This is a genomic window from Bartonella sp. AR 15-3 (genome assembly GCF_002022445.1).
Lineage (GTDB): Bacteria > Pseudomonadota > Alphaproteobacteria > Rhizobiales > Rhizobiaceae > Bartonella.
In genome coordinates this window covers 1428024-1440851 of sequence record NZ_MUYE01000001.1, presented here as the reverse complement: position 1 = coordinate 1440851, position 12828 = coordinate 1428024, and the positions used below count along the sequence as shown (strand labels likewise).

At 34.0% G+C, this 12828-nt stretch carries 9 protein-coding genes, 1 tRNA gene and 2 pseudogenes; 6 read left to right on the top strand and 6 right to left on the bottom strand.

The window, feature by feature from the left end:
- Positions 1–19 precede the first annotated feature (19 nt).
- Positions 20–385, bottom strand: a complete 366-nt coding sequence (locus BAR153v2_RS06490; protein WP_078680791.1) for an MliC family protein — start codon at positions 383–385, stop codon at positions 20–22.
- A 1416-nt stretch (positions 386–1801) separates the two neighbouring features.
- Between BAR153v2_RS06490 and BAR153v2_RS06485 the strand changes: the two genes are divergently transcribed.
- From BAR153v2_RS06485 to BAR153v2_RS06475, 3 genes are all read left to right on the top strand, one after another.
- A complete protein-coding gene (locus BAR153v2_RS06485; RefSeq protein WP_078680790.1) occupies positions 1802–2740 on the top strand; it encodes a site-specific tyrosine recombinase XerD in 939 nt (312 codons plus the stop codon).
- A gap of 76 nt (positions 2741–2816) precedes the next feature.
- Positions 2817–3773 (top strand): acetyl-CoA carboxylase carboxyltransferase subunit alpha, encoded by a 957-nt coding sequence (locus tag BAR153v2_RS06480; RefSeq protein ID WP_078680789.1) that lies wholly within the window; start codon positions 2817–2819, stop codon positions 3771–3773.
- A gap of 29 nt (positions 3774–3802) precedes the next feature.
- On the top strand, positions 3803–4552 hold the full coding sequence (locus tag BAR153v2_RS06475) for a murein L,D-transpeptidase family protein (RefSeq protein WP_078680788.1): 750 nt from the start codon (positions 3803–3805) through the stop codon (positions 4550–4552).
- 96 nt (positions 4553–4648) lie between these two features.
- Here BAR153v2_RS06475 and BAR153v2_RS06470 read toward each other — a convergent pair whose 3' ends face one another.
- From BAR153v2_RS06470 to BAR153v2_RS06460, 3 genes are all read right to left on the bottom strand, one after another.
- Positions 4649–5704 carry a GTP-binding protein gene (locus tag BAR153v2_RS06470; protein ID WP_078680787.1) on the bottom strand — a complete coding sequence of 352 codons (1056 nt, stop codon included), beginning with the start codon at positions 5702–5704 and terminating at the stop codon, positions 4649–4651.
- Between the two features lie 8 nt (positions 5705–5712).
- Entirely contained in the window at positions 5713–6816 is a 1104-nt protein-coding gene (locus BAR153v2_RS06465) for a D-alanyl-D-alanine carboxypeptidase family protein (RefSeq protein WP_078680786.1), read from the bottom strand.
- A 95-nt stretch (positions 6817–6911) separates the two neighbouring features.
- Positions 6912–7727, bottom strand: a complete 816-nt coding sequence (locus BAR153v2_RS06460; protein ID WP_078680785.1) for a 1-acyl-sn-glycerol-3-phosphate acyltransferase — start codon at positions 7725–7727, stop codon at positions 6912–6914.
- A 146-nt stretch (positions 7728–7873) separates the two neighbouring features.
- On the opposite strand from BAR153v2_RS06460, the pseudogene thiD reads away from it, so the two are divergent.
- Positions 7874–8699: pseudogene (gene thiD / locus BAR153v2_RS06455) on the top strand (bifunctional hydroxymethylpyrimidine kinase/phosphomethylpyrimidine kinase).
- Positions 8700–8750: 51 nt separating this feature from the next.
- Here thiD and BAR153v2_RS06450 read toward each other — a convergent pair.
- A tRNA-Gly gene (locus BAR153v2_RS06450) sits at positions 8751–8825 on the bottom strand.
- Between the two features lie 499 nt (positions 8826–9324).
- Between BAR153v2_RS06450 and BAR153v2_RS07595 the strand changes: the two are divergent.
- Both BAR153v2_RS07595 and holA read left to right on the top strand, forming a co-directional pair.
- Positions 9325–9660, top strand: a pseudogene (locus BAR153v2_RS07595) (integrase); the annotation flags it as partial.
- A gap of 552 nt (positions 9661–10212) precedes the next feature.
- On the top strand, positions 10213–11256 hold the full coding sequence (holA, locus tag BAR153v2_RS06440) for a DNA polymerase III subunit delta (RefSeq protein ID WP_078680784.1): 1044 nt from the start codon (positions 10213–10215) through the stop codon (positions 11254–11256).
- 439 nt (positions 11257–11695) lie between these two features.
- On the opposite strand, the gene BAR153v2_RS06435 is transcribed toward holA, so the two are convergent.
- Positions 11696–12802 (bottom strand): hypothetical protein, encoded by a 1107-nt coding sequence (locus BAR153v2_RS06435; protein WP_078680783.1) that lies wholly within the window; start codon positions 12800–12802, stop codon positions 11696–11698.
- Between the last annotated feature and the right edge of the window lie 26 nt (positions 12803–12828).

The window sequence follows — 12828 nt, the reverse complement described above, 5'->3', positions numbered from 1 at the left end:
TAATCGATAAAAACTTATTTTATTGCTTATCTTCTATTTTACAAAAAATAGGTTTTTTTTCTTCTGGATCATTTATAAGATCAAAAAGTGTAACTTCATTTTTAGATTCCCACCAAATATACTGGGCTCCTGCATATTTTGATCCTGAAGCAGCGATAACATTTGAACCGATAATGCGCTCACCTTTCCATTTAAAATCAACTAACGAGATATTATCAGCATTAAGATAAGTTGCTTCGACTTTTTCTTTATTTGTTCCAGTATCACATTGATAAACAACATTAGTTATTATAGGTTCCGGAACATCTGGTACATTAATTACCAAAGAGCCCGCGAAGGCAGTAATTGGGTTGAACAATAATAAACTTAAGTAGAATTTTTTCATAATGTTTCCTTAATTATTCAAAGTAATGATTGTAATTTATGGAGTGGTGTCTACGGCAGGATTCGAACCTACGACCCCAGGATTCATACCACTTCGATTTTCACCGCCAGCTTTATCAAAAAAACTGTTTGTGGTCTGGACTGTCTCTTCACCTTAAAGCTTATGCTTTTTAGGTGCTGCCCGTTCAGTCTCTACACTTTTCTCTTTGTTTAAAAAGAGACTTAGCTCGGGATTGACATACAAATTCTTGTGAAGTTTTCCCCGAATTTGAGCAGATTCACTTTTAGAATTTCTTCTGAAAGTGCCCAATTTTTTAGGAATCCTGTGCTCTATCCTACTGAGCTACGCAGACCCAATCACGTTAATTTTATAGCGAAAGCGGTGAAGTTAATCAATCATTATAAATATTTATTAATGCGGTTTCATTAATTTTTGTTTTTAAAAATTTAGTTAGAATGACATTCGGTGTAATATGTTTTGCAATAAATAATTGACTGAGTTCCCGTGTTAGGATGGATAGTTAGACTATTTTCTGAGATTTTCTTATCTTATGCTATAAAGGTCATTAACATTTCAGTCTCTGGAATATCCTGTAATTTTGTAGGTAAACCAAATGTGTTGCCAAGATTTAGTAAATTGTGTGCTCTAGTTTCATATATTTTTTTGTGCAAGGAGCATTATGCGGATCGTATAAATTTTGTGCTACTCTACGTTTTCTGTGATTAATCATTAAGTTTGCTTTTAAATGGATAGGGTAGCGTTGTTCTATAAGTTCTTGATGATTTTTTTAGTCTTTTTTTGAAGCAATAGTCGAGTGGGATGCTTTAAAACATATTCAATGAGAATATTAAGATCTGTTTTGAGCCATATGGATACCTCATTTTGTATATGGTTTTCGGTATATAAGCTCCTCCGCTTGTTGCTAAAATGAGAGAGATTTTTAAAAGATATTTAAATGATGCTTTGCTCAAGAGTGTGAAATTCTATTTTATTAATATCATAAAAAAGTAAATTACGCATGATGACAATATGTTTTTCAATGATTGATTTTCCTGCGCTCATAAGACAAACGAATATGAGCGTGTTCATTAGTTAATATAAAGTAACAGTTGATTTTTTATTTGTGTTGTGAGGATATTCTTAGAACAATTATTATTTATGATTTTATTTTGATATCTATCTATCTTAAAGTCAATACCTGTTAATCTTTATCAGATATGATAGAAAATTAAGATTTTTTTTTAGAATAGTTTGTTTCATGCCAACATTAACCCGATTTTTAATAATATTTTTCATTTTAATTATTATTCTTTTTAGCATTATGATCGCACTTGTAGTTTATGTTCAACCAGTGATGGTGGATATAAACGTTGATGTGCCTTTAGATTTGTTAAAGGAATCTTCGAAAGAAAATACATGAAAAATAATGCTGTCATAGATCGTTTCCTTGAAATGATGAGTGCGGAGCGAGGTGCTTCTGTTCGTACACTTTTAGCTTATCAACATGATTTACAATGGGCACAAAATAAATTATCTTCGCGCTCTATTTCATTTTTTTCGGCGCAAAGAGAAGATTTGATCAATCTTTTATCGCTCATGCAGATTGCTGGTTGCGCTGCAACTTCACAAGCACGTCGGTTATCAACTTTACGTCAATTTTTTCAATTTCTTTATGCTGAAGGATTAAGAGAAGATGATCCTTCTAATGATATTGATTCACCGCGTCAAGGACGCCCTTTGCCGAAAATTATCAGTGAAGATGCGGTGACAAAATTACTTGATTTTGCGCAATTGGAGACAGATCAAGCGGAGTATGGATCCCAGAATTATTACCGTGCTTTGCGTCTTTGGGTGTTTCTTGAAATGCTTTATGCGACAGGATTACGTATCAGTGAGCTAGTCAGTCTTCCGGTTCAAGCTGTACGAAGAAAAGAGGCATTTATTTTGGTTCGCGGTAAAGGTGGAAAAGAGCGAGTGGTACTTGTATCAGAGAAGGCACGTCAAGTTCTGTCGCAATGGTTGATTTTGCGTGATCAGGGAAAAGATGCAACAAGTTTTTACCTTTTTCCTGCTCGTTCATCGACTGGATATATTGCACGCCAATTTGTTGCTCGCGGATTAAAAGATCTCGCTAAAAGAGCAGGAATACAAAGTGAAAACTTTTCTCCTCATGTGTTGCGCCATGCTTTTGCAAGCCACCTGTTGCAAAATGGGGCTGATTTGCGTGCGGTTCAACATTTATTAGGTCATTGTGATATTTCTACAACTCAAATTTATACACATGTACTGGAAGCTAGGCTGCATCGTTTGGTTAATGAACATCATCCGCTTATTGATCAGTGTAAGAGTGGGTAAAGAAAAGATTATCTTTTGAAAAATACTTTAAAAATAAATTATAAGTATATAAATTATACAAAATAAGTTGGATGCAATGTATAATTATCTTGATTTTGAAAAACCAGTTGCCGATCTTGATCTGCAAATTCTTGAATTAAAAAAAATCGCTCAGGAAAAAGATAGTCTTAATATGAGTGATGAGATTGCGCGTCTTGAAATGCGTTCTCAAACAGCTTTGAGAGATCTCTATAAAAAATTATCACCGTGGCAAAAAACACAGGTAGCTCGTCATCCTGATCGACCTCATTTTATGGATTATTCAGCGCAATTGTTGACTGATGTTACACCTTTGGCAGGTGATCGTAAATTCGCTGAAGATGCAGCTATTCAAGCTGGTTTTGCACGCTTTAAGGGTGAAGCAATTGCTTATATAGGTCAAGAAAAAGGTTATGATACACAAACCCGTTTGCACTATAATTTTGGTTCTGCACGTCCAGAAGGATACCGCAAAGCTGCACGTATTATGGAAATGGCTGATCGTTTTCAATTGCCATTACTGACTTTTGTTGATACGGCAGGTGCTTATCCTGGAGTGAGTGCTGAAGAACGTGGACAGGCAGAGGCAATTGCTCAATCAACAGCTGCAACTTTACGCTTACAGGTTCCTGTTGTTTCTGTTATTATTGGAGAAGGAGGTTCTGGGGGAGCAATAGCAATTGCTGCAGCCAATAAAGTTTATATGTTGGAGCATTCGATTTATTCGGTTATTTCACCAGAAGGTGCGGCTTCTATTTTATGGCGTGATTCAGCTCGTGCAAAGGATGCTGCAACGAATATGCGCATTACTGCTCAAGATCTTTATAAGTTACAGATTATTGATGGTATTATTCCTGAGCCTTTGGGAGGAGCTCATCGGGGAAAAGAAATTGTAATTGAATCAACAGGTAATATAATTACAGATGCTTTAAAGTCTATGGCTGGAAAAGATGGAGAAACTATTAAAAAAGAGCGTTGGGAAAAATATCTTCAAATTGGTCGTTCTTTGAGTTGATATATTTACCGTCGGAGCCCTTTTATTCAATGAAATTAAATAAATTGTTTTCAACAGTATTTTTTATTGTAACGGGAATGTTGATGGCATGTCAGGAGAGATTACCTACTTCTTTCAAAGCTAAAATTGCACAGTCATTGCCTCGAGAAATCCTTGATAAAATGGCTATTCATGATATTGATCAATATGCACCGATTATGATGCGATTTTTTAAGGAAGATAATATTGCTGAAATTTGGAAACAAAATCGTTCAGGAGTATTTGTTCTTGTTGTAAGTTATGATATTTGCAAATGGTCAGGCCAGCTTGGACCTAAATATCGAGAAGGCGATTTGCAAGCTCCAGAAGGTTTTTATACCGTTCAGGAAAATCAAATGAACCCTTATTCGAAATATTATCTTTCTTTTAATATAGGTTTTCCTAATCTTTATGATCAAATTCATGGCCGTACAGGGAGTTATCTTATGGTTCATGGAGCCTGTGCTTCTGTAGGTTGTTATTCAATGAATGATAGGAATATGGCTCAAATCTATGCCTTTGCGCGAGATGCTTTTAGGGGTGGGCAAAAAGAGTTTCAGTTACATGCTTTTCCTTTTCGTATGACCGATGTTAATATGCAACGCCATCATATGAGTCCTCATTATGAATTCTGGATGATGCTCAAAGAAGGCTATGATTTTTTTGAAAGAAATCGTAAACCTCCCAAAATTACTGTTTATAATAAACGTTATGTTTTTGATCATTTTGCTAATGAAACTTCAGTTTCGGTAGCTTTATAAGGATGAGCTATATTGAGCATATACGATCCTTCAGTTATAAGAGTGATATAAAATAAGTTGTGTGTGAGTAGTTGATTTGTTAATGTGCAAAGGAGATTAAAATTTTACTCCTGGAATAACTAAAGGATTATCTAAAATAGCAGTTTTGTCTGGAGTATCTATTGCTGGTTTATTTAAACAAGCATCAAGCAGTTTTTGTATTGCCTCTTTTTCAATATTGTGAGTAATGATGACAAAGCGAGTCTTTGTGATGCCTTTTGGCCATGCCGGAAGCCTTATTGGTGGATGAAAAAATGTTTGTACCCCATGAAGAATAAGTGGACTATGCGGATTATCTTGCAATGCGATAATGGCTTTTACACGGAGTAATTTTTCACCATAAAGATCTTTTAAGAGATTTAGAAAAATGTTTAAAGTAGCAGGGTGAAGCGGTTCATTACAGTCTAATGAAAAAGCGCGAAAATTTTGATAATGATTATGTGAAAAAGTGGGGAGCCATTTTTTTAGCTCTATGTTAGCTTCTCTTTTATTCCAAATTATTTTATTTACTAATTCATGTGGACTGCATTGGTCAGAATGGGAAGTGATAATTTGCGCTGCGGGATTAAGAGCTTTGAGTTTGTTGATGAGAAAATCTAGGGGAATTGTATGGTCTGTAAGATCGGTTTTTGTAAGAATAATTTTGTCAGCAAGAGCCAATTGTTTTTGTATTTCAGGATGAGATTCGAGAATAGGAGGAGAGTTTAATGCATCAAATGTTGTAATAACAGCATCAATATCTAATGCTTGAGCTAAGATAGGATGGCTTAAAAGAATTTGTAAAATAGGGGCAGGATCAGCTAAACCTGTTGTTTCAATTATAATGCGATTCAATTTTTTAAGATATTTTGTTTGAGTGTAATCAATTAAATCAACTAATATATCGACTAAATCACTGCGTAAATTGCAGCATAAACAGCCATTTGTTAATTCAATAATTCCTTCTGTTGCTTTTTCAACAAGAAGATGGTCAATGCTTATTTCACCGAATTCGTTAACGATAACAGCACTGTTAGCTAAAAGAGGATCTTGCAGCAAATAATTAAGCAAAGTTGTTTTACCAGAACCTAAAAAACCGGTAATAAGAGTGACAGGAATACGTGTTGTTTGCATTTGAAATATTAAATGTGATTAACTGCTTTTGTCATATAGTGATAGGGAGGCCGTTTACGTGGAATGGGAATTTCTCGTACTACTTTTCCATTGATTTTCAATGTTTTCGGTGCGCTAATGAGTTTTACTTGCAAAGGAAGAATAGAAGGAGGTAAAGCAGTGATTAAAGGCGAGGTGAGAATAATATTTCCTTTTTCATCATAAGAATCTAAACGCGTTTTTATAGCTTCAGGTGTACATATTTGTTGTCTCATATCGGTTATTTGTGATATTTTTGTACCATAAGGTTCTAATGTTGCTAATGTTGATTGAGGAGACCCTTTATCTGAAAATCCTGCATTAAGCAATTCTGCTGCTTTTTCTTCTCTTTTATTGATACTGTCTGATCCTAAAATAACAACGATAATTGTTCGCTTATTTCTGGTTGCTGAAGCGACAAGATTGAAACCGGAAGCACAAATAAATCCTGTTTTCATGCCATCTATGCCATCAAAACGACCAATAAGATTATTTGAATTAGATTGAATTTTTTGCCCATTACCGAAATCAATGGCTGGAATAGAAAAATAATGAGTATATTGAGGAAATTCTCGACGGATTTGAACCGCTAAAAGAGCAATATCCCGTGCTGTGGAGTAATTATTTGGATTTGGCAATCCACTTGTATTTGTAAAATTGGTTCCAAACATACCTAGACGTTGAGCTTCTGCATTCATTTGTTTCACAAAGGCTTCTTGTGAACCGGAAATAGCTTCACTTATAGCGATAGCTAAATCATTCGTGGATTTAACCAAAGTAATTTTTAAGGCCGTATCAAGTGTAAGAACAGAACCGGCTTTATAACCTGAATTGATGGCAGGCGCTTGCGCTGCGTTTTTGCTTATGGTGATATGCTTATGGGGTGAAATTTCTCCTGTGCTCATGGCTCGGAAAATAACATAAGTCATCATTAATTTTGTTAAAGAAGCAGGATACCAACGTTCAAAAGCTTGGTTATGCTTTAATATTCGTCCAGTTGTAGCGTCAACAGAGATGAAAGGATGGGCTAGAGTTAGAGAGCCTATCATACTTAAAATGAAAGAGAAAAAAAGTGTGTGGAAGAGTTGGCGCATAAAGTAAATTCCCCCATTATTTTTAGATTTAAGTAATCCAGCACTGTTTTAATTTTATTATAAGGATTTTGTATATACATAAAGAAGATGAATATTTAATCACGCACAGGTCCTTTCCAATTATGACCAAGTGTTTGAAGTCTTTTAACCGCAGAAGGTGGCATAGGAGGAGGATTGGGGTCTTGAGCAGCTAATAAAAGTAACTCATCACAAGCTTTTTCTGTTTTTTGAATGAGTTGGTCTAAAAAATCACGTTTACTTAAGCCGGTTTTAATAGGCGGAAGAATACGGACACGAATTGTTCCTGGATAGCGACGAAAATTATTACGTGGCCAATATAAACCAGCATTGTGGGCAATGGGTACAACTTGAAGTTTAAGTTCATTATAAAGAGCAGTAATTCCTGGTTTATAATCTGGATCTTGACCAGGTTGTTTACGCGTCCCTTCAGGAAAAATGAGAATTTCACGCCCTTGCTTCGCTTTTTGTTTTGCATTGTGTAAAATAATTTTAAGAGCTTTAATAGGACTTGTCCGGTTAATCGGAATGATTTGTGTTTTTGCCATGTACCAACCGAAGAAGGGAATCCACATTAATTCACGTTTTATAATGAGAGCGGGATCATTAAAATAGGGAACAAGGCTAAAAGTTTCCCATGCGGATTGATGTTTTGGAGCAATGATGTAAGCCCCACTCGGGAGGTTTTCTATGCCTTCAATTTCATAATTTGTTCCAGCAATGTGTTTTTGCAAAAACAGTGTAATACGCGCCCATATTTTGGGCACAATCCACGCTTGCTTACGCGGCATTAAAAAATAGAAAGGCGCGTAAAGAATCATCTGTACAAAGGTTGTTATGTAAAAAACGAATGTAAAAAGAAGAGAGCGAAAGATAAGCACTACATTTTCCATTTCATGTATACCAAGAAATTCTATTTATAATGCAATTTATATGAGAAAACATCTTTAATTAAAACTTTTTTAAGTACTTCTTTAAAGTATTTAAAATTATCAGGAAAGAACCATATGACATTACAGATTGGTAAAGAGTGTATTCCATGAATTTTATCCATATTGCTGGTATTGACCCTTCTGGGAGGAGCTGGAATGCAAGTCGATTTAAATTTTTCAGCAATGAAAGCTTATGGTATGAGCGTAGTTACAGCTGTTGTTGCACAAAATATACAGGGTGTACGTGCTTTTCAAGCATTGGATTCATCTTTTGTTACCGACCAAATTGATTTGGTGTTTGAAGATATTTGTGTGGATGCTGTTAAAATTGGGATAGTGGTGAATGCTCAGATTGGACAAGTCATTGCAGAACATTTGGCTTATTATAAGGCCCGTTTCATTGTTTTTGATCCAATTATGGTGGCAAAGAGTGGTGATGTTCTTTTGAAACTTGATGTGATTGAAATTATTCATAATATTCTTATTCCTATATCAACATTGATTACACCAAATTTACATGAAGCAAAAATATTATTGAATCGTGAAATACAATGGTCATTAGACGCTATGTGTCAGCAAAGTCCGCAACTTTTGGCATTGGGTTGTGGTACTGTTTTATTGAAAGGAGGGTATTTAGATGTTCTTGCTTGAAAGACTACAAATCATTACGATTTTACTAGTCCTGATATTTATTGTAATTCCAAGGGGAGTGTGATGCTGGAAGCTTCTCGTCTCAGTACAACTAATAATCATGGTACAGGTTGTACCATTTCCGCTGCAATTGCAGCATTTTTACCTACAGAACCTTTATTTGATGCAGTCAAAAGAGCTAAAGATTATTTAAATAGCGCTTTGTCTGCTTCAAATATTTTAGACGTAGAAAAAAGACGCAGCCTACTTCAGCGTTTTTGTGAACTTTGGGATCATAGATAAGAAAGACTCTTAAAAAAATCTATAGCCTGAAAATAAATTTACATTAACTAATGGAGCGGGCGATGGGATTCGAACCCACGACCCCAACCTTGGCAAGGTTGTGCTCTACCCCTGAGCTACACCCGCTTAAGAATTTGAACTACTTTTTATTTAAACGCTATCTGTATGGCGTAGGCTTTTCCGAATTGCAACAAAAAAATAACGTTTTAGTAGATTTATTTTTTGTTGTTTTAAAAATAAGAATAAAAATTGATTTTAAAAGTGCTTAAGCTCTACAATTATTTTACACACAATGGTAATATGATAGCGTTGAAAATAGTGAGATAGTGTACTGTTGTAATTATTTCGGGGGACACCAGTGGTTTTTCTTTTGCATAATCCGCTGATTTTATTTATTTTTTAAGATGCGAAAATAGAATCTTAAATGCGTTTCTACAATAATTATATTCACTAAACGCCTTTTAAAATCTGTGTTTTTTTATCACAACATTTGAGCATAATGTTTTCTAAGAGAATGATATTTGTCTTGATTTCTTGTTTCTATTTTAGGATCGAAACCGATAAATGCTCATTAAAAATAGAGTCTTTTCTTCTGGTACGATAACGTTCATCAAATAGGTGTCTTTTGTCTATTTTGCCTGAACTAACAAAACTCTTAAAATTGGTCCTGTCAGAGATAAAATATTCATTTGTGGAAAAGGGAAAAAAAAATTAACTCAAAAAGGCTTTGATAATTTATTTAGAGAGTTTTGTAATTGAAGTAGGCATAAAAAATCAGCTCATGGTTTAAGGAAAATTAGCGACATCAAAAGCTGTAAACTCAAATGCAACAGTGTTACAATTTAAAGCGATTTTTGGCTGGACAAGTGATAACATGGCAGCTCTTTATATAAAAGGCGTTGATTACGAAAGGCTAGCTGTCGAAATGATAAAAAGCTCCAAAAAGGAAGGAATAGGATAAAAAAACGCAATAAAACCAATAACTATAAAATCCTTTACCTTTATAATAAAATATTGATTTATTATTATTTTACTTTTGGGCATGGAAATTAAATAAACGCAGAAAATCAAATTAGCATTGCTCTGATAGAAGACTGTAAATGATTAGCAACAGTAATTTTGAGAAATAAGAATGTTTAATGGAACCTTAAAAATATCTTCAGAATTACTAAACAATAGCTTTAATAGGCACTATCAAGGAAATTGTAGTTAGCTACTTCATATAAGCCAATACTTTGTTGTTTGATGTCATTTTTTAGTATTAGTTCAGAAATAGTTGATTTTATGATATTTTGACTGAAGAATTATTAAGGGGAAATTGTTATTATAGTGGTGAATTTCGTGTATTAGGTTTTTGATTGTAAGGGATCAGATTCTAATGTTGTATAGTGCAAAGTCATTTTGGACAGTTGTTAAGAAGAGTATAAAAGTTTAGATATAGGCAATGAAATTAAACTATTTCAGAAGGTTTGTAGTGAAGTTTTTGATGATAGATTTTTAATGGATTAATATTTTGGCTCAGAAAAAAGCACATGAAGTTGATCAGTTTTTAAAACATTTTTCGCGTTCTTTTCCTATCGTTTTAATTTATGGACCGGATCGGGGTCTTGTTTGTGAGCGTGCACAACGTTTTGCTAAGCTCTCTCAGGTAGCGATAGAAAATCCTTTTACCACTGTTCGTTTAGATGCGGCTGAAATTGATAAAGATCCTGCACGATTAGGGGATGAAGCACGCACTTTATCGCTCTTTGGTGGTGATCGTTTAATATGGGTATCTAATGGTGCTAACCAACAAGGTTTTCTTAAGGCGCTTAAACTTTTAATAACAGAACCACCAGAAGCAAGTTTCATTTTAATTGAAGCGGGAGATCTAAAAAAAGGAGTAGGACTACGTAATATTATTGAAATGGCATCAACTGCGATTGCTTTGCCCTGTTATACGGATAATACCCATTCTCTTGATATCTTGATTGACGAAATTTTAGGTGAATTCAATATAACTCTCTCTTTGGAAGCACGTCAATGTTTACACCAAAATATCGGAGAAGATCGTCTTGCATCACGTAGTGAATTGGAAAAGCTTTGTCTTTATACCTTTAAAAAGGCTCATGTTGCTTTTGAAGATGTAAAAGCTATTGTTAGCGATGTGAGTACCCTTTCTCAAGATGAAGTAATTGATGCTGTTTTACTAGGAGATTTAGTAGGTTTTGAAACTTATTTTAGCTGTTGTATAGCTGTAAACAAAACATCTCTCTTTGTTTTAAATACGGCTCAAAGGCATTTTCAACAATTACAGCTTTTACGTTATCAAATAGAAATTGAAGGTAAAAATTCTTTTGTAGTAGTTTCTCAGGCACAACCACCAATTTTTTTTCAAAGGAAAAAAATAGTTGAACAAGCCTTAAGATATTGGAACTTAGAGAAAATTTTGTATGCAATGAAAAAAATACAATCGGCTATTTTAGAAAGTCGTAAAAATCCACTTTTAAGTGAAGCAATCATTCATAAAGTTTTACTGAAACTAACGATTATTGCAAAGAACCAAAAGAATTCTTAAGATATTTGATTAAGATTGATAATTATTACTTTTAATAGTACGATATAGCAAGGCATTAGCTATCATTTGTTTGTCTATATTAAGAAGTAATGATAAATCACTTAATTCTATTAATACCAGAAAGACTATTGTACAAATTACTTTATACATCATGTGAATTCTTGGTTGGTAATATCATTAAGAATATTTACATAATTAGCTTCTCATATCTCTCAAGAATAGATACTTCTTATTACTAAATCTTCTTAGATTCATATTTTTGTCAGAATTTTTAATAGAAAAACTTCTCATAAGTAAATTATAATTCGTTGTGATATATCTAAGACTTAAAAACACATAAACTAAGAATCTGATCTAATTTATCCTACCCTTATAAGTAGTTATCACTGGTTTGAATAACTACTTATGGTGATCGCTTTTCTAACATTTCCCCTCATACTTAAATAGTAAGCTGTGTAGGCCTAACACGAGGACGAACTTTGAAAGCACTGTGATCAGTAAGGGTATTGTTATTATTATCAGTTATATGAACCTTCTCAGCTGTATGAAGCTCTTTAACTATATCAATCTTTTCAGCCATATGAACCTTTTCAGCTGTATGAACCTCTTTACCTACACTAACCTTAGGAGTTATAACCTTGCTATCATTATCATTTTCAGCTATGCTTTCATTAAGAGTTTCAGTTATGCTTTTATTAAAAGCTTGAGTTTTTCTTTCATTAAAAGCTTTCTCTTCTTTGTTATGAAAAACTTCAACTTGTTTTTTATCAAGAACTTCCATGTCGCGATTAATAATAACGCCTGTTGTGTAAACTGTATCATAATCAGAAAGTTGTACATCACTAACTTCAGCATTACCGAAAACTTTGGCTTGATCAGCAATTATGGAATTCCCTAAAATTTTTGCATCACCAAAAATTCTGGCACGTCCATGAATTATAGCATTACCATAAATCTTAGCATTTTCAGTAATTGCAGCAGCTTCATAAACTTTTGTATCATTAGATATCTCGCTATTTCCAAAAACCTGAGCGTCTCCGAAAATACGAGCATTCCCACTAATTTGGGCAGACTCCCAAACTTCGGCATTTTCATAAATTTTGGCATATTGATAAACTTTGACGGTACCAGAAATTTTGGCATTATCGAAAATTTTAGCATTTCCGAAACATTGAACTTGCTCATTAATTATAGCATTTCCATAAACTTCAGCACTATCATGCACTTGAGCGTTTCCTCCAATTATAGCGTTCCCAAAAATACGAGCATCGCTATAAATTGAAGCATAATTGCAAATTTGAGCACTATCATAAACCTTGGCATCACCAAAAATTATACTGTAACCATAAACTTTGGCATTTCCCCAAATTTTCGCATTGCCTTTAATATAAGCATTTTGAAAAATCTTGGCTTTTCCACTAACTTTGGCGTTTCCATAAACCCGAGCATTATCATAAACGCGAGCTTTACCAAAAATTTTTGCAGTTTCATAAATCTTGGCGTTTCCATAAATCTCGGGCTTATCACGAATTTCTATATTACCCATAATTTCTGCATTGCCGTAAATCGTAC

Excerpts from the sequence above, each read along its gene's own strand:
- BAR153v2_RS06490 (WP_078680791.1), bottom strand. The coding sequence starts at position 385 with ATGAAAAAATTCTACTTAAGTTTATTATTGTTCAACCCAATTACTGCC.
- BAR153v2_RS06485 (WP_078680790.1), top strand. The coding sequence starts at position 1,802 with ATGAAAAATAATGCTGTCATAGATCGTTTCCTTGAAATGATGAGTGCG.
- BAR153v2_RS06480 (WP_078680789.1), top strand. The coding sequence starts at position 2,817 with ATGTATAATTATCTTGATTTTGAAAAACCAGTTGCCGATCTTGATCTG.
- BAR153v2_RS06475 (WP_078680788.1), top strand. The coding sequence starts at position 3,803 with ATGAAATTAAATAAATTGTTTTCAACAGTATTTTTTATTGTAACGGGA.
- BAR153v2_RS06470 (WP_078680787.1), bottom strand. The coding sequence starts at position 5,704 with ATGCAAACAACACGTATTCCTGTCACTCTTATTACCGGTTTTTTAGGT.
- BAR153v2_RS06465 (WP_078680786.1), bottom strand. The coding sequence starts at position 6,816 with ATGCGCCAACTCTTCCACACACTTTTTTTCTCTTTCATTTTAAGTATG.
- BAR153v2_RS06460 (WP_078680785.1), bottom strand. The coding sequence starts at position 7,727 with ATGGAAAATGTAGTGCTTATCTTTCGCTCTCTTCTTTTTACATTCGTT.
- BAR153v2_RS06435 (WP_078680783.1), bottom strand. The coding sequence starts at position 12,802 with ATGGGTAATATAGAAATTCGTGATAAGCCCGAGATTTATGGAAACGCC.